At 64.8% G+C, this 16,957-nt stretch carries 17 protein-coding genes; all 17 read left to right on the forward strand.

Annotation, left to right across the window (positions count from 1 at the left end; all coding sequences use genetic code 11):
* The coding region (locus tag AC1DW2_RS41400; protein ID WP_477008953.1) for a flagellin at positions 1 to 897 on the forward strand (897 nt) is incomplete at its 5' end.
* 300 nt (positions 898 to 1,197) lie between these two features.
* On the forward strand, positions 1,198 to 2,163 hold the full coding sequence (locus AC1DW2_RS41405) for a flagellin N-terminal helical domain-containing protein (protein ID WP_477008954.1): 966 nt from the start codon (positions 1,198 to 1,200) through the stop codon (positions 2,161 to 2,163).
* 300 nt (positions 2,164 to 2,463) lie between these two features.
* A complete protein-coding gene (fliF, locus tag AC1DW2_RS41410) occupies positions 2,464 to 4,092 on the forward strand; it encodes a flagellar basal-body MS-ring/collar protein FliF (protein WP_354239354.1) in 1,629 nt (542 codons plus the stop codon).
* Positions 4,089 to 4,784, forward strand: coding sequence for a hypothetical protein (locus tag AC1DW2_RS41415; RefSeq protein ID WP_477008955.1), 696 nt, complete (start codon positions 4,089 to 4,091; stop codon positions 4,782 to 4,784). The genes fliF and AC1DW2_RS41415 overlap by 4 nt, the downstream gene beginning before the upstream one ends.
* Positions 4,785 to 4,790: 6 nt before the next feature.
* Positions 4,791 to 6,131 (forward strand): MotB family protein, encoded by a 1,341-nt coding sequence (locus tag AC1DW2_RS41420; RefSeq protein WP_477008956.1) that lies wholly within the window; start codon positions 4,791 to 4,793, stop codon positions 6,129 to 6,131.
* Complete coding sequence (locus AC1DW2_RS41425; protein ID WP_477008957.1) at positions 6,128 to 7,315, forward strand: chemotaxis protein; 1,188 nt, start codon at positions 6,128 to 6,130, stop codon at positions 7,313 to 7,315. The genes AC1DW2_RS41420 and AC1DW2_RS41425 overlap by 4 nt, the downstream gene beginning before the upstream one ends.
* Positions 7,312 to 8,637, forward strand: a complete 1,326-nt coding sequence (fliK, locus tag AC1DW2_RS41430) for a flagellar hook-length control protein FliK (RefSeq protein ID WP_477008958.1) — start codon at positions 7,312 to 7,314, stop codon at positions 8,635 to 8,637. Before AC1DW2_RS41425 ends, fliK begins: the two co-directional genes overlap by 4 nt.
* Positions 8,588 to 9,169: a transglycosylase SLT domain-containing protein gene (locus AC1DW2_RS41435; protein WP_477008959.1), complete on the forward strand. Its 582-nt coding sequence runs from the start codon at positions 8,588 to 8,590 to the stop codon at positions 9,167 to 9,169. The genes fliK and AC1DW2_RS41435 overlap by 50 nt, the downstream gene beginning before the upstream one ends.
* A gap of 97 nt (positions 9,170 to 9,266) precedes the next feature.
* The gene (locus tag AC1DW2_RS41440; protein ID WP_071909973.1) at positions 9,267 to 10,499 is read left to right on the forward strand and encodes a flagellar hook protein FlgE; all 1,233 of its coding nucleotides are present in this window, start codon (positions 9,267 to 9,269) and stop codon (positions 10,497 to 10,499) included.
* Between the two features lie 34 nt (positions 10,500 to 10,533).
* Positions 10,534 to 12,009: a flagellar hook-associated protein FlgK gene (gene flgK, locus AC1DW2_RS41445; RefSeq protein ID WP_354239364.1), complete on the forward strand. Its 1,476-nt coding sequence runs from the start codon at positions 10,534 to 10,536 to the stop codon at positions 12,007 to 12,009.
* A 3-nt stretch (positions 12,010 to 12,012) separates the two neighbouring features.
* The gene (locus tag AC1DW2_RS41450; RefSeq protein WP_477008960.1) at positions 12,013 to 13,059 is read left to right on the forward strand and encodes a flagellar hook-associated family protein; all 1,047 of its coding nucleotides are present in this window, start codon (positions 12,013 to 12,015) and stop codon (positions 13,057 to 13,059) included.
* A gap of 55 nt (positions 13,060 to 13,114) precedes the next feature.
* Positions 13,115 to 13,459 (forward strand): flagellar biosynthesis regulator FlaF, encoded by a 345-nt coding sequence (gene flaF / locus AC1DW2_RS41455; RefSeq protein WP_354239368.1) that lies wholly within the window; start codon positions 13,115 to 13,117, stop codon positions 13,457 to 13,459.
* Entirely contained in the window at positions 13,459 to 13,878 is a 420-nt protein-coding gene (gene flbT, locus AC1DW2_RS41460) for a flagellar biosynthesis repressor FlbT (protein ID WP_477008961.1), read from the forward strand. Before flaF ends, flbT begins: the two co-directional genes overlap by 1 nt.
* A gap of 15 nt (positions 13,879 to 13,893) precedes the next feature.
* Positions 13,894 to 14,313, forward strand: coding sequence for a flagellar hook assembly protein FlgD (gene flgD / locus AC1DW2_RS41465; protein WP_166344144.1), 420 nt, complete (start codon positions 13,894 to 13,896; stop codon positions 14,311 to 14,313).
* A complete protein-coding gene (gene fliQ / locus AC1DW2_RS41470) occupies positions 14,310 to 14,576 on the forward strand; it encodes a flagellar biosynthesis protein FliQ (protein ID WP_014492683.1) in 267 nt (88 codons plus the stop codon). The genes flgD and fliQ overlap by 4 nt, the downstream gene beginning before the upstream one ends.
* A 76-nt stretch (positions 14,577 to 14,652) precedes the next feature.
* Positions 14,653 to 16,734 carry a flagellar biosynthesis protein FlhA gene (flhA, locus tag AC1DW2_RS41475; RefSeq protein ID WP_071909981.1) on the forward strand — a complete coding sequence of 694 codons (2,082 nt, stop codon included), beginning with the start codon at positions 14,653 to 14,655 and terminating at the stop codon, positions 16,732 to 16,734.
* A partial coding sequence (locus tag AC1DW2_RS41480; RefSeq protein WP_477008962.1) for a flagellar biosynthetic protein FliR occupies positions 16,731 to 16,957 on the forward strand: 227 nt, incomplete at its 3' end. The genes flhA and AC1DW2_RS41480, both read left to right, overlap by 4 nt.

The raw sequence follows: 16,957 nt of genomic DNA on the forward strand, positions 1-16,957 counted from the left end.
CTCGCGACCACGCAGAACCGGATCTCGACCGGTCAGCGCGTCTCGACCGCGTCCGACAACGCTGCCTACTGGTCGATCGCGACCTCGATGCGCTCCGACAACGCCGCGCTCTCCGCCGTCTCCGACTCGCTCGGTCTGTCGGCCGCGACCGTCGACACGGAATATACTGCTCTGACCTCGGTCATCGGCGACAAGAACTCCGGCCTGACCAAGCTCCAGGCGCTGCTGGTTGAAGCCAAGACCGCTGGCATCGACCGCACCAAGATCCAGGCTGACATCACCCAGATCCAGCAGGATATGAAGCTCAAGGCCGACTCCGCGACCTTCAACGGCATTAACTGGCTGAGCATCAACACCTCGGCTACGCCCGCGGCCACGCCGTTGTCCTTCAACCTGGTGTCGTCGTACTCTCGCGTCGGCGGCACGCCCACCATCGGCTCCATCACGGTGACGACCGCGAACTTCGCGCTCTACACCACCGGTGGCGCATCTCCGACCGGCATTCTCGACACGACCGTCGCCCCGCCCGCCGGCGGCCCGACGCCCGCTCCCGCCGCGGCCTCGGTCAGCACCATGAACATCGGTGCGCTGACCGATGCGGCGCCCGACCAGGTCCTGCTCGACAGCTACATCGCGCAGGTCACGACCGCGATCAACACGGTGGCCTCGGCCGCCGCCAATCTCGGTGCCGTCAAGAACCGCATCGCGACCAACACCGAATTCGTCAAGACCCTGATGGACTCGGTGGATCGCGGTGTCGGCCAGCTCGTCGACGCCGACATGAACGCGGAATCGACCCGCCTTCAGGCCCTGCAGACGCAGCAGCAGCTCGGTGTTCAGGCGCTTTCGATCGCCAACCAGAACAGCCAGAGCATCCTGTCGCTGTTCCGCGGCTAAGCCTCAAGACCATCAGGGGAGGCCGCGCTTCGCGAGAAGCGCGGCCTTTCCATTTTGGCGGAAGCTCGTCGCGCGCCATGATCCCGGCCCGGAAATTCGACTTGACGCCTTGACCTGGCTCGTCGTGTTCCGGCCCGCCGCGGAGCCACAAGCCTCGCACAAACTTCGCGTGCTATCGCCGCCGTTACGACAGGTTGGGCCCGCTATTTCGCCGCCCAAAGGCATGACGCCGCCCTGTCGTACCGGTGCAAGCCCGGTATGTCCCAAAAAATTTCAATCCGTTTCAAGGGGACGTCAAAAATGAGTTCAAGTCTGCTCACCAACTCGTCTGCAATGACCGCGCTGCAGACCCTCCGCAATGTCAGCTCGCAACTCGCGACCACGCAGAACCGGATCTCGACCGGTCAGCGTGTCTCGACCGCGTCCGACAACGCTGCCTACTGGTCGATCGCGACCTCGATGCGCTCCGACAACGCCGCGCTTTCCGCCGTCTCCGACTCGCTCGGTCTGTCGGCCGCGACCGTCGACACCGAATACACCGCTCTGACCTCGGTGATCGGCGACAAGAATTCCGGCCTGACCAAGCTCCAGGCGCTGCTGGTCGAAGCCAAGACCGCCGGTATCGACCGCACCAAGATCCAGGCTGACATCACCCAGATTCAGCAGGATATGAGGCTCAAGGCCGACTCCGCGACCTTCAATGGAATTAACTGGCTGAGCATCAACACCTCGGCTACGCCCGCGGCGACGCCGTTGTCCTTCAACCTGGTGTCGTCGTACTCTCGCGTCGGCGGCACGCCCACCATCGGCTCGATTACCGTGACGACCGCGAGCTTCGCGCTCTACACCACCGGTGGCGCATCTCCGACCGGCATTCTCGACACGACCGTCGCCCCGCCCGCCGGCGGTCCAACGCCCGCCCCGGCCGCGGCCTCGGTCAGCACCCTGAGCATCAGTGCACTGACCGACTCGACGCCCGACCAGATCCTGCTCGACAGCTACATCACGCAGGTCACGACCGCGATCAACACGGTGGCCTCGGCCGCCGCCAATCTCGGTGCCGTCAAGAACCGCATCGCGACCAACACGGACTTCGTCAAGACCCTGATGGACTCGGTGGACCGCGGCGTCGGCCAGCTCGTCGACGCCGACATGAATGCGGAATCGACCCGCCTTCAGGCGCTGCAGACCCAGCAGCAGCTCGGCGTTCAGGCGCTCTCGATCGCCAACCAGAACAGCCAGAGCATCCTGTCGCTGTTCAAGTAAGCTCCGGCTTTGGAAACAACCGTGCTCCCCCGGGAGCACGGTCCCCGCCATGACCGGCGGGTGTGGCGGCACAAGATGTGCCCGTAATGGAAGATCTCCCGACGCCAGACGTCATGCAGCACGCCGCAGCCGATCGCGCTGCCATGCGCCCGTTTGTTGCTCCCGACCTGATCGCGTCGTCCAGGATTCTTGTAAAATTGCAACGCCTCGCCCGCGAACCGACACATTCGCCTCCTCGCGTAACCTTCAGACAAGGTTGGCAGCGGAGTGTCCCATACGTTCGCATTGGTACGAGGTCACATGCTGCTCAGTCGTGCGCAGGTACAGCAACTGCTCAACAATCTGCTGGAGCTTGGGCCGCGACGCCTGATGGCCTTGGGACTGATCGGCTTTGCCGTTCTCGTCACCGTCGTCGGCGGCGCCTATTATCTGAGCCGGCCTGAGTTCGAAACGCTCTATACAGGCCTCAATCGCGAAGACGTGACGCGCATCGGCGCCGCACTGCGCGAGCAGAATATCACATTCGACGTCAATACGGCCGGCGACGCCGTCTCGGTGCGCCCGAGCCAGACCATGCAGGCGCGGATGCTGCTGGCCGAGAAGGGCCTGCCGACCAGCGCCAATTCCGGCTACGAGCTGTTCGACAAGATCGGCTCGCTCGGCCTGACCTCGTTCATGCAGGAAGTCACCAAGCTGCGGGCGCTCGAAGGCGAGATCGCGCGCACCGTGCAGCTGATGAAGGGCGTCAAGGCGGCGCGGGTGCATATCGTGATGCCGGTACGCGGCTCGTTCCGGGCGACGCAGCAGCCGCCGTCGGCGTCGGTCGTGCTGCGCACCGACGGCGCACTCGAGGCGCGCACGGCGCAGTCGATCCGCCACCTCGTCGCGGCGGCCATTCCCGGCATGAGCCGGGACAAGGTGACGGTGCTGGATGCCGATGGTTCGATGCTGCTGGCCGAAGAGGACGAGGCCAGCGCAGCGCCGACCAAGATGGCGAGCCTCCAGAAGACGGTCGGCGGAATGGTGCAGGAGAACATCCGCAAGGCGTTGACGCCATATCTCGGCCTGGACAATTTCGAGGTGAGCGTCGCGCCGCAGCTCTCCACCGACAAGCGGCAGACCAACGAGACGGTCTACGACCCGGAGAGCCGCGCCGAGCGCTCGGTCCGGAACGTGCGCGAGAAGGAATCGTCGCAGAATGCGGACCGTTCGACGCCGACCACGGTGCAGCAGAACCTGCCGGACCAGCAGGTGAATAGCGGCGGCACGAAGAATTCCAGCGAGGACAAGACCCGCCGCGAGGACGTCACCAATTTCGAGGTGTCGTCCAAGACAACGACGACGGTGAGCGACGGTTATTTGGTCAAGAAACTCTTCATCGCCGTGCTGGTCAACCGCGCGCGGCTCGTCGCCGATCTCGGCGACAAGAGCAATCAGGCGATCGTCGACAGCAAGCTCGCCGAGATCAGCCAGCTCGCGGCGACGGCAGGCGGACTGGACAAGCAGCGCGGCGACCAGATCCAGGTCACGGCCGTCGACTTCATCGAAGGCTCGCGCGAACTGGCGCCGGTGCCGCCGATCAGCTTCGTCGAGATGATCAACAAGCAGCTCGGCAGCGTCATCAACGCGGTGACCATCCTGGCCGTTGCCTCGATGCTGGTCTGGTTCGGCCTTCGCCCCGCGGTCAACGGCATTCTGACGCATCGCGCAGCGCAGGAGCAGACCGAGGCGGCCGAGGCCGCCGAGCTCGAGGCTGCAACGGCCCTTGCACTGGCCGACAGTCAGGACCCCGAGCTCAACCTCGTCGAGGATCTCGAAGGCAAGATGCAGCGGACGCCGCAGAAGCGGCTGGAGCAGATCGTCCGGCTCGATCAGATGCAGGCGGCAGCAATCCTTAAAGACTGGATGCGACGCGAGGAGGCAGCATGAACGCGGCTATCGGAAAACTCCTGACGCAGTTCGACGCGAATGGGCGGGCCAAGTCTCCACCGCCGCCTCCGCCCCCCAAGATCCAGGATGTGCTGACTAGGCCGATGGAGGTGCGGCGCGAGCCCCAGCCGCCGCGTCAGGCCCAATCGCAGCCGCAGCTTCAGTCGCCGCTTCCGGCGCCCGAGGCGGAAACTCCGTCGGTCAATCTTCTCGAAGATGCCTATCGTCGCGGTCACGCCGCCGGTGTCGCGGAAGGCGATGCCAGGGTCGCCGAGGAGCGCGTTCGCAGCGCGATCCGGCTCGGCGAGGAGCGGGCCAAATGGTCCGACCAGCAGGCGGCCACGATCGTGGGCGGCTTCGAGACGGCCTGCCGCGAGATCGAAACCAACATCGCAAGCTCGGTTGCGCGGATATTGCTGCCTTTCCTCGCCGACGCCGTCCGTGACAAGGCGATCGGATCGCTGGTCGAGCAGATCGCAGCGCTGACCGGCAATTCGCCGGTGCCGGTGTTCAAGATCACCGGCCCGGGCGAATTGCTCGATCTGGTGCGCTCGCAGCTCCAGACGGCCCGGCGAACCGGGATTGAATACGAAGCCGCCGACACTTTCGAGGTCCGCGTCGTCGCAGACCAGACCGTGATCGAGACGCAGATTGCGGCGTGGAGCGAACGTCTGAACGAGGCGCGCCGGTAGTCCGCCATGGAAGAAGTCAAGCACGAGCTGGTGATCATCCGCAGGCGCAGCGCCTTCGCCGAGGAGGCGCATCACGGTGGCGTCTGGAAGATCGCGTATGCGGACTTCATGACCGCGATGATGGCGTTCTTTCTGGTCATGTGGCTGCTCAATGCGCTCAACCAGGACCAGAAGCAGGTGGTCGCGAGCTATTTCAACCCGATCAAGCTCGCGGAGAACGCACCCGCTCCGAAGGGCCTCAAGGATCTCAGCAAGAAGGAGCCGACGCAGTTCGAAGGCCAGGACGGCAAGCGTCAGCCGGCCGGGCCGAACGAAGAACGTCGCGGAGAGTCGCCGACGGCGGAGAAGCCTGCCTCCTTCGAAGAGAAGGTTCTGTTTCGCGATCCCTACGCGACGCTTGCCGAGATCGCCAACAGCGCGAACCAGGCCTCGGGCCAGCGCCGTGCCGGCGCGCTGACCTCCGCCGAAGAGGACGGCCTCAAGGGCGGCGATGCCTACCGCGATCCCTTCGATCCCGGCTATTGGAAGTTGACGCCGCAGACGTCCAAGGATGCGGATCACTTCGTCGACAGCGAGCCAAAGCCGAACGCGTCCGCGCGCGACAACGCGTCCGGGACAGGTCAGGGCGAGCCGCAGGCGCAACGTGCCAAGCAGGACGATGCCGGCGGAAGCGTGGCGCCGAACGCGGACGCGTCGTCTGCAAGCCTGTCGCCCCTGCTGCCGCCGGGGCCTGCGCCTTCGCAGGCTCAACGCGATGGCAGTGCCCAGGCGAATGCGCCGCAACCGGGCGCCCAGGCTGGCGCTCAAGCCAATGCCGCCGCGCAGCCACGCCCCGGCGATCAAGCAAAGAATTCCGAATCGCGCGATGCGGCACAGACCCAGCAGCCGACCGTCAAGCAGCTTCAGTCTGCAATCGCGGATGCGCTGTCGGACATCAAGGCCGGTGCGGGCCCGGTTGCCGAGGTGCGCCAGGTCGAGGAGGGCCTTCTGATCAGCCTGACCGACGATGCGAGCTTCGGGATGTTCGCGGTCGGCTCGGCCGAGCCGCGGCCTGAGCTGATCCGCGTGATCGACAAGATCGGGCCACTGCTGACGAAGCGCCAGGGCATGATCATCGTCCGCGGCCACACCGACAATCGGCCTTACAAGTCGGAGAATTACGACAATTGGCGGCTGTCGACGGCGCGCGCGCAGATGGCCTATTACATGCTGGTTCGCTCCGGCGTCGATGCGCAGCGGATCGAGCATGTCGAAGGCTACGCCGATCGGCGGCCGAAACTGACGAACGATCCTGCTGCCGCCCAGAACCGCCGGATCGAGATCCTGATCCGGGAGAAGCGCCCTTGATCAGGCCGCTCCTGCGCGCCGCGCTGCTGCTGCTGCCGTTCACGACGGTATGCGCGCTTGCCGATCCGGCACCGTCCCCGGCATCAACCTCGGGCGAGCCCTATGAGCTCGTGCGCACATTGCAGGCGGTGCAGGATGGCATTGCCCGTGGCGACACCGCGGCGCATGGCAGCCACATCGCGCTGACCCGGCAGGTCGGTGAAAAGTTCCTCGCCGCCGATCCGGGCGTGTGGAGCAACGCGCAGAACGGCCAGGCCGTCATCATCTACTTGCTCAGCGGCGGCGGGCCGCAGGTCGTCCGAAAGCTGCCGCGCGACAAGCTGAACGTCGACGAGCGGCTGTTCAATGGTGCGCTGGCCTATGTCGAAGGCCGCCAGGACGAAGCGCGCGAACTGCTCAAGGAGGTCAAGCCGCGCACGTTGCCAACGGGCCTGGGCGGACAGGTCGCGCTGGTCCAGGGCGCGCTGTTCGCGCGCGCCGAGGCATCGCTCGCGATCGAGCGTCTGGACGACGCGCGGCTGCTGTTGCCGGGCACGCTGGTGGAGGAGGCGGCACTGCGGCGCGAGATCCTGCTGGTCGGGCAGGCCGAGGATTTCGACAAGTTCGAGTTCCTGACGCTCGCCTATATCCGCCATTACCGCAACTCGGTCTATGCTGGGGACTTCTGGCAGCGCTTCGCCTCCGGCCTGACGCAATCGAGCATTGCTCTCGACGAGCGCCGCTTTGCGCGGATCGTCACTCTGCTGGAGCAGATCGACCGCGCGAGCCGCCTCAAGCTTTATCTCGTGATCGCGCGCACCGCGATGGTGCATGGACGGCTGGCGGTGACCCGGCTTGCAGGCGAGCGTGCGCTGACGCTCAGCGCCGACGCCTCGGAGGATCGCGAGCGCGCGCATTTCTTCCGCGGCGTCTCGCGGGCGCTCACTGATGAGTATGACGGCGGTGTCGCCGAGTTGAAGGCCCTCGACCGCTCGAAGTTGCCCGAGCGCGACGTTCCGTTGCTGAATGCGACGTTGCAGCTCGCACTCGATGTCCGCAAGCCGTTCGTGGGCGGATCCACCGCCGCCGCCGACAAGCCTCCGGTCACGCCGGCGCGTCTCGATCTCGCCGCGTCGACCGAGACGCTTGCGCGCGCGCTGAAGCAGCTCGGCGAACTCGAACGCCTTACCAGGGATCGCCCATGACGAAGCTCAGTGGAACCTCCGGACAGGTCTTTTCGGGTCTCGCCGAAAGCCTCAACGTGCGCGGCGCATCGCGCTCGGGAAAATCCGCCGGAACGAAATCGCCGGCAGATTCGTCGTTCAACGATCTGCTGCACACCGTCTCGAATCTCGCGAAGCGGGCGCTCAACGACGAGGGCGGCAACACGAGCGCGAAGGCCGGATCGTTGCGCACGCACCTCGCGCACCCGGCCGACAAGGACAAGACGGTGCGGGAACGCACCGAGGCCGATGACGAGCCCGAACCCATTCGCAAATCGTCCGACGAGAAAACTGAAAAATCGCCGGAGACGCAAACTCCGGTCGACCACAGCGCGAAGACCGATGTTTCGGCCCGATCGAGCATTCCGGCGGTCGTCGAACAGCAGTTCGCCGCCGTGCCGGCCGTGAAGCCGCAGCTGCAATCGCCGGCGGCCGACAAGAAGGACGCGCCTGCGCGCGACGAGCGCTCTGCCACGACGAAGCGTGAGGTCCAGGGCACCGCGAAGGTCACGTCTGCCGAGCCCGCGCCGCCGGCTGCCGCTTCAACGGGCACGCGCTCGCAGGCAGCGCCTTCGCAGGCGGCGGCAGCCGCGCAGCAAGGCAGCGATGCGTCCTCGAAGGCAATGCCCGCGACGCAAGGCTTCGAGGCCGTCACGGCCAATGTCGAACGCGCCGTCAAGGCCTCGGCGCGGGACGCATTGCCCGAAGCGACCAAGGTCACCGTGGTCCAGCAGGAGACCCATCTGCCGCCGGCGCAGTTCAGCGCCACGCAGCAGGTCGCCAACGCAGTCGTCGCCGAGCTGAAGGAATCGCCGGCTCCGACGGCGTCCACCGCCGCCGATCTCGCGACGTCGCAGACCAAAGCGCCTGAACCGCTCAAGATCCTGACGATCAATCTCGAACCGCCGGCGCTCGGCAACGTCACGGTACGCCTTCGCCTCGTCGGCTCGGAGGTTTCAGTTCACCTCGCGGCCGCGCGCAAGGACACCAGCCTGATGCTGGATCAGCAGCGCGAGTCGATCCGCGATCTCATGCAGTCGGCGGGCTATGTCGCCGACGTCGCGCCCGTGCAGCACGGCTCGCTGGACGGATTCCAGAGCGGCTCCGGCCAGCCGCAGCCGCAGCTCTCCGGCCAGCAACAGCCATCGTCGCAGTCGCAAGGCACGTTCGGCGGCGCCGGCACGTCGTCCGGGCAATCGGACGGCGGTGCGAAGCAGGCCCGGCAGGAGCGCCAGTCCAACGAGGAGACGCGTCATGACCAGGACGTGGGGCCGCATACTCGCCGCGGCCCTGTTTATCTGTAGCGCGGGCGCCGCGGCAGCGGCGACCGACAACGCGCGCCCTTGCGAGCGCGAGATGGCGCGCGCGTCCCAGCAGCATGGGATCCCGCTCGGCATTCTCTATGCGGTCGGTCTCACCGAGACCGGGCGGCGCGGTGCGCTCTATCCTTACGCGCTCGGCGCCGACGGCCAGACCGTGTTCGCCAAGGACATGAACGACGCGATCGCGAATTTCGAGACGATGCGCAGCAAGGGCATCAAGCTGATCGACCTCGGCTGCATGCAGATCAACCATTATTATCACGGCGACAAGTTCACGTCGGTGCGCGCGATGTTCGATCCCGCGAAGAACGTCGAATACGCCGCTCGCTTCCTGAAAGAGCTGAAGCAGCGCGAGGGCAGCTGGACCATGGCGGTCGCGCGCTACAACGCAGGCCCCAACAATCAGCCCGCGCAGAAGCGCTACGTCTGTCACATCGTCGCGCATCTCGTCTCCAGCGGCTTCGGCGCGTGGACCGACAAGGCGCGCTCGTTCTGTCAGCCGAAGACGACATGACCGCTACCACCTGAAAGTTGTGCACGGATCCCAATCATCAGCTCCGCGCAAGCAAGAACCCGCATTGTAGATACAACCTGACAAAGGAGCCTACTTCATGAGCCTGTATGGTGTTATGCGCACCGGCGTTTCCGGAATGAGCGCGCAGTCCAACAAGCTGTCGACGGTTTCGGACAACATCGCGAACGTCAACACGACCGGTTACAAGCGGGCTTCGACGGAATTCTCGTCACTGATCCTGAAGAGCGGCTCCGGCAATTACGACTCCGGCGCCGTCGAGACGACGGTTCGCTACGCCATCAGCGACGCGGGACACACGCAGTTCACCACGTCGACCACGGACCTCGCCGTGCAGGGCAACGGCTTCTTCGTGGTGTCGAACGCCGCCAACACGCAGCAATATCTGACGCGCGCCGGCTCGTTCGTGCCGGACGCCCAGGGCAATCTGGTCAACGCGGCCGGCTACTACCTCCTGGGCCAGCCCGGTAAGGTGACCAATTTCTCGCAGAACAGCCTGTCCGGCATGCAGATCGTCAACATTGCCCAGGTTTCGCAAGTGCCCGTGCCGTCGACGGCGGGAACGCTCACGACCGGCAATCTGGATCCGAAAGCGGCTGTGATCGCCGGTCCGCCCGGGCCGGCGTCATATTCGTCGAAGAGCTCGATCGTGGCCTACAACAATATCGGCCAGGCCGTTACGCTCGACGTCTACATGTCCCACACGGCGACGGCCGCCGGCTCTGACACCTGGCAGCTTCAGGCTTACAACTCCGCGACAGGTGCGTCGGTCGGTGCCGCCACCACTTTCACCTTCGATACGACCGCAACCGGCAAAGGCACGCTGGCCGCGGCGAGCCCGACGACTCTCGCCCTCACCGTTCCCGGCGGTGCGGCGATGAGCCTGGACCTGTCGAACATGACGCAGGTCGGAACCGACTTCAGCTTCAAGGCGACTGTCAATGGCAGCGTTCCATCGGCCATCGACAAAGTCGATGTCGACGATTCGGGCTTCGTGACGGCGATCCTCAAGAACGGTCAGCAGCTGACGCTCTACACCATCATGCTCGCCGACGTCGCGAGCCCCGACAACCTGACGCCGGAGCCCGGCAACGTCTATTCGACCAACATGAATTCCGGCAACGCGCAGGCCGGGAATGCTGGTACCGGCGGTCTCGGCACTGTCCAGTCGGGCGCGCTGGAAGACTCCAACGTCGACCTCGCGGACGAACTCACCGGGATGATCGAGGCGCAGCGCGGCTTCACTGCGAATTCGAAATCGTTCCAGACCGGCGCCGATCTTCTCGACGTCGTCGTCAACCTGAAGCGCTGAATCCTCAAGCGCTCATTCCGGGCAAGAGCAGATCATGTCCCTTACCGCCGCTCTCGACTCCGCTCGTGCGTCGCTCATGGCGTCGGGCATCCAGTCGTCGACGATCTCGCGCAACATAGCCGGTGCCAGCGCCGCCGGCTATTCGCGCAAGATCGCCGTGCTGGACAATCTCCCCGGGGCCGGCGTCTATGTGGCGGCGATCCAGCGCGCCGCCAGCTCGGGTCTCTATAATAACGTCTTGATCGCGACGTCTGGGTCCGCCAAGCAGAATGCGATCCTGGACGGTCTTCAGAAGATATCGGCCTCGACTGTGGACGATCCCGAACTTGGGCAGTCGCCGGCCGCCCAGCTCAACAAGCTGAAGCAGGCGCTCCAGCAATATGCCAACGCTCCGGACAACACCACGCTGGCGCAGGCGGCGGTCACGTCCGCCAAGGACATGGCGACCGCGCTCAACCAGGCCACCAAGACCGTGCAGACGGTGCGCCAGGGAGCGGACGCCGACATGGCGACTTCGGTCGGGAATATCAATCAGCTCCTGACCCAGTTCGATAAGGTCAACACCGCGATCGTGAAGGGGACGATCGCCGGTGACGACGTCACCGATTATCTCGACCAGCGCGACAACATCGTCTCGAAGATGTCGCAGGAGGTCGGCGTCTCGATGACGCTGCGCGCCAACGGCGACGCGGCGCTCTACACCGACAGCGGCGTCGTGCTGTTCGACAAGACGGCGCGCTCGGTCAGCTTCGCGGCGACCAACATCTATACGCCCGGGACCACCGGAAATGCTGTCTATATCGACGGTGTCCCGGTCACCGGCGCCAATTCCGTGATGCCGATCAAGACCGGCAAGCTCGCTGGCCTCGCCCAGTTGCGCGACAACGCCACGGTCACGTATCAGAGCCAGCTCGACGAGGTCGCACGCGGCCTTGTCGAATCCTTCAAGGAGGTCGACCAGTCCGGCGCCGCGCTGCCCGACCGGCCCGGCCTCTTCACCTATCCCGGCTCACCCGCGATGCCCGCAAGCGCGACCGTCTCGGTCGGCCTGGCCGGCTCGATCAGCGTTGCCGCGTCGGTCGACCCGGCCCAGGGCGGCAATCCCAATCTGCTGCGTGATGGCGCGATCAGCGGCAACGTTGCCTACAGATACAACACCACCGGCAATGCCGGCTACTCGACCAGGCTGCAGCAGCTCATCGGCAACATGGATGCGTCGCAGCCGTTCGATGCAACCACGCAAGGCAAGCCGACCGGCAGCTTGATCGATTTCGCGGCGTCGTCGACGAGCTGGATCGAAAACCAACGCAAGGCCGCGGACGACAACGCCACCTATCAGAACACGCTGCTCGACCGCAGCTCCGCGGCGCTGTCGAACGTCAGCGGCGTCAACATGGACGACGAGATGTCCTTGATGCTTCAGGTCGAACGTACCTATTCGGCGTCGTCGAAGATCATCTCGACCGTCGACCAAATGTTGCAGAGCCTGCTGGCCGCCGTGGGGAACTAAGTCATGATGAGCGCCAACTACATCTCGACCCTGATGCTGTCTTCGTCGTTGAGGTCCTCGATCACGAACAATCAGGCCGCGCTGACCAAGGCCTCGAAGGAAGCCACCACCGGCCGCTTCGCCGATGTCGGCCTCGAGCTTGGTGCCACGACGGGAAGCGACGTCACCCTGCGGGCGGACCTGAGCTTCGCCGATCAACTCGTCGATACCAACGGGCTCGTCTCGGGGCGCCTGGACACGACGCAGAACCGGATCACCCAGCTCGGCACGACCGCAACCTCTTTCCTCAAGGACCTGATCGCGGCCCGCAGCACCGACGGCGGCGGGCGGATCATCCTGCCGCCTGCGTCCTCCAACCTCCAGGACCTGATCGGCGCGCTGAACGTCTCCTATAACGGCTCGTATCTGTTCTCGGGCATCAACACGCAGAACCAACCGATCACGGCTTACACCGCGGGCTCGGCCAGCAAGAACCAGGTCGACGCGGATTTCCTTGCGACCTTCGGCTTCTCGCAATCCTCGGCCAGCGTGGGCAGCATTACCCCGGCCCAAATGCAGACCTTCCTCAACACCACCTTCGATGCCGAGTTCGCGAGCCCGGCCTGGAACACCAATTGGTCAACGGCCACCGACCAGACCATGCAGAGCCGTATCTCCACGACCGAGATCGCCGATACGTCCGTTAGCGCCAACCAGATCGGCTTCCGCAGGCTCGCGGAGGCCTACACCATGATGGCGGATCTCGGGAACGCGAAGCTGAGCCAGGACACGTTCCAGGTCGTCGTGGACAAGGCCATCGGCCTCGTCGGTACCGCCATCACTGACCTCGCTACGCTCGGCGGTAGTATGGGCACAGTCCAGCAGCGGGTCACCGGCGCCACCGAAAAGCTCAAGGCGCAGCAGGACATTCTGAACAATCAGATCGTTGGTCTGGAGGCGGTCGACCCGACGGAGGCCTCCGTCCGGGTCAACACCCTGCAGACCCAGATCAAGACGGCACTGTCGCTGACGTCGCAGCTCCAGCAGATCAGCCTCATCAACTATCTCTGAGCCGCGGTCTGTCACCTTTGTCTTGTTATTCGGTCTCCTGCGCAGAGTGGTTCTAATGACGTTTGAAGCCTATGAAGCGGTTGTCGACGATAGCGGCTATGAGGCGCGGGGCCGCGAGCGGCAGGCGCTAAGCCTCGGCATCGACCGGCTCGAGCGGGTTCGGAGCGAACGCTTCAGCTTCGAAGATCTGGTCGAGAGCCTGCTCTACGTGCGGCGGCTGTGGACGATCTTCATCGAGGATCTCGCCCATCCGGAGAACGCACTCCCGGAAAAGCTGCGCGCCGACATCATCTCGATCGGTCTGTGGGTCGTCAAGGAAGCCGATCGGCTTCGCGACGAGAAGTCGAACGACGTGATGCAGCTCATCGAAATCAACCGCCTGATCCGAGACGCCCTCTGATGAAAATATCCTTGCGGGCGGGTGAGCGGATCTACGTCAATGGCGCAGTGCTGCGCGTGGACCGCAAGGTCTCCGTCGAGCTCGTCAACGACGTGATGTTCCTGCTCGAAGCGCAGGTCATGCAGGCTTCCGACGCCACGACGGCGATGCGGCAGCTCTATTTCATCGTCCAGCTCATGCTGATGAATCCGACGGGTATCGGCGCCGCAGTCGCGCTCTACGGAGAGCACCACGCGGCCCTGCTCGCGGTTTGCGAGAGCCGCGAGATGCTCGACGGGCTCGCCGCGATCCATGAGCTGGTCCGTACGACCCGCTATTTCGAGGCGCTCAAGCGGATCCGGGCGCTGTTCCCGGTGGAGGACGCAATCCTGGCCGGGCTGGCCGGCGCCGCCACCGAGATCCCATTCCAGGCTGCCTGACAGCGGAGAGGCTACATGAACGTCACCAGCGCGACCGACAGCACCAGCAAGTCCAATGCGACCGATTCCACGAAGAACACGGCGAGTAACACCGTCGACTACAATACCTTTCTTCAGCTCCTCGTCGCCGAGATGAAGAATCAGGATCCGACCAATCCGATGGATACCTCGCAGTACATGAGCCAGTTCGCCCAGCTCTCGACGGTCGAGCAGGCCATGCAGACCAATTCGAAGCTGGATGCGCTGCTGTCGTCGCAGTCGCTGTCGCAGGCCAACGGGCTGATCGGAAAGACCGTCAGCTTCACCGACGCGACCGGCGCGACCTTCAGCGGCAAGGTCGTTTCGATCTCCATCAACAACGATGGCTCCATCGCAACCCTCGAGAACGGCACGAAGGTCGCGGTCGGGCCCGGCCTTACGATCAGCCAGTCATGAACGAGCGGGACGCCCTCGACATCGTCCAGGCGGCGATCTGGACCATCATCGTCGCCTCCGGCCCCGCCGTCGGCGCCGCGATGCTCGTCGGCACCGCCATTGCGCTGATCCAGGCGCTGACCCAGGTCCAGGAGGTGACGCTGACCTTCGTGCCGAAGATCATCGTCATCCTCCTGGTCGTTGCCGTCTCCGGCTCCTTCATCGGCGCCCATCTCTCCACCTTCACCGAGATGGTCTATTCGCGGATCGAGCACGGCTTCTGATCCGCGCGAGCCCGGCCACCACCCTCGCGTAAGCTTTGCACGGCAGATTGCGGGGCGGACCCTCTGCCGGTGACCCATGGCCGATACATTAGCTGCTAGCCTGCCGACCCCGCGACGATTGGGGGCCGACGCCTTTTTCGCGGGCGGTATCGTGGCCATGCTCACGATCCTGTTCCTGCCCATACCGCCGATCCTGATCGACCTCGGCCTCGCCTTCTCGATCGCGCTGTCCGCGCTGATCCTGATGGTCGCGCTGTGGATCCAGCGGCCGCTCGATTTCTCCGCCTTCCCGACCGTGCTGCTGATCGCGACGATCCTGCGGCTGGCGCTCAACGTTGCGACCACCCGTCTGATCCTGTCGCGGGGCGGGGAGGGCGAACAAGCCGCGGGTCACGTCGTTGCCGGCTTCTCGAAGTTCGTCATGGGCGGCGACTTCGTCATCGGTCTGATCATCTTCGCGATCCTGGTGACGGTGAATTTCGTCGTGATCACCAAGGGTGCAACGCGTATCGCGGAAGTCGGTGCCCGCTTCACCCTGGACGCCATCCCAGGCAAGCAGATGGCGATCGACGCCGACCTCTCGGCGGGCCTCATCGACGACAAGGAGGCCCAGCGCCGGCGCCGCGAGCTCGAAGAGGAGAGCGCGTTCTTCGGCGCAATGGACGGTGCTTCGAAATTCGTCCGCGGCGACGCAATCGCCGGCCTGATCATCACGGCGATCAACATCTTCGGCGGCATCATCATCGGCGTGACGCATCACGGGCTGACGCTGTCGCGCGCCGCCGACGTCTACACCAAACTCTCCGTCGGCGACGGTCTGGTAACGCAGATGCCGGCACTGATCGTGTCGCTGTCGGCGGGCCTCCTGGTCTCCAAGGGCGGCACCAGGGGGTCGGCGGAGCAGGCCGTGCTGAGGCAGCTCGGTGGCTACCCGCGCGCGGTGTCGGCGGCGTCGTTGATGATGTTCGTGCTCGCCTTGATGCCTGGGCTGCCGATGGCACCCTTCGTGCTGCTCGGCGGTGCCATGGCCTTTGTCGGCTACTCGCTGCCGCGGCGGCAGGCGGCGCGGGAGAAGAAAGAGCATGCGCGCAAGGCCGACGAGCGCGCCCAGGCCGATGCCAAGGAGTCCGTCAAGGAATCGCTCAAGACCGCAGAGATCGAGGTGTCGCTCGGCGGCCATCTGTCGGTCCATTTGCTGGGCGCGCGCACCGAGCTTGGACACCGGGTCAGCAAGCTCCGCAAGAAGTTTGCCAAGCAATACGGCTTCGTCATTCCGGAGATCAAGCTCAGCGACAATCTGTCGATCGATCCCAAGGGATACCAGATCCGGATCCACGACACGCGTATCGCCCATGGCGAGCTGCGGCTCGGCGAGGTGCTGGTGCTCGTCGACAAGGACGGCAAGCCCGACGTGCCCGGCGAGGAGGTGATCGAACCCGCTTTCGGCATGAAGGCGCTGTGGGTGACGGAGGCGTTCACCGACGAGGTCAAGCGTCAGGGCTGCAAGCCGGTCGACAACCTGTCGGTGCTGCTTACACACTTAAGCGAAGTGCTCAGGGCAAATCTCGCGCAGCTGCTGTCCTACAAGGACATGCGCGGGCTGCTCGACCGTCTCGATCCCGAATACAAGCGCCTGGTCGAGGATCTCTGCCCGTCGCAGATCTCCTATTCGGGCCTGCTGGCGATCCTGAAGATCCTGCTGGCCGAGCGCGTGTCGATCCGCAATCTTCATTTGATCCTGGAGGCCATTGCCGAGATCGCCCCCCATGTGCGGCGGTCCGAACAGGTCGCGGAGCATGTGCGGACGCGACTTGCCCAGCAGATCTGCGGCGACCTTTCCGACAACGGTGTGCTGAACGTCGTCCGCCTCGGCAACCGCTGGGACCTGGCGTTCCACCAGAGCCTGAAGCGCGACGCCAAGGGCGAAGTCTTCGAATTCGACGCCGATCCTCGCCTGATCGAGCAGTTCGCAACCGAAGCCAGCGCCGCGATCCGAAAATTCACCGAGAACGGCACCAGCGTGGTTCTCGCGGTCACCCCGGAAGCCCGCCCCTATGTCCGGATGATTCTGGAGCGGGTGTTCCCGACCTTGCCGGTCCTGTCGCATGTCGAGGTCGCGCGCAGCGCCGAGATCAGGGCGCTGGGAGCCATATCGTGATCAGCGGCCTTGCCGATAGCGTGCTGGTCACGTTCATCGTGTTCTGCCGCATCGGCGCCTGCCTGATGCTCGTGCCCGGCTATTCCAGCGTCAACGTTCCGGCCCAGGTTCGCCTGTTCGTCGCGCTCGTCACGACGTTTGCGCTGACGCCGATCCTGATCTCGGTCCTGAAACCTCTCACCGACAACGCCGCGCCGCTGACGCTTGTGCTCCTGATCTGCTC

Source organism: Bradyrhizobium sp. P3_C3 (assembly GCF_056402655.1).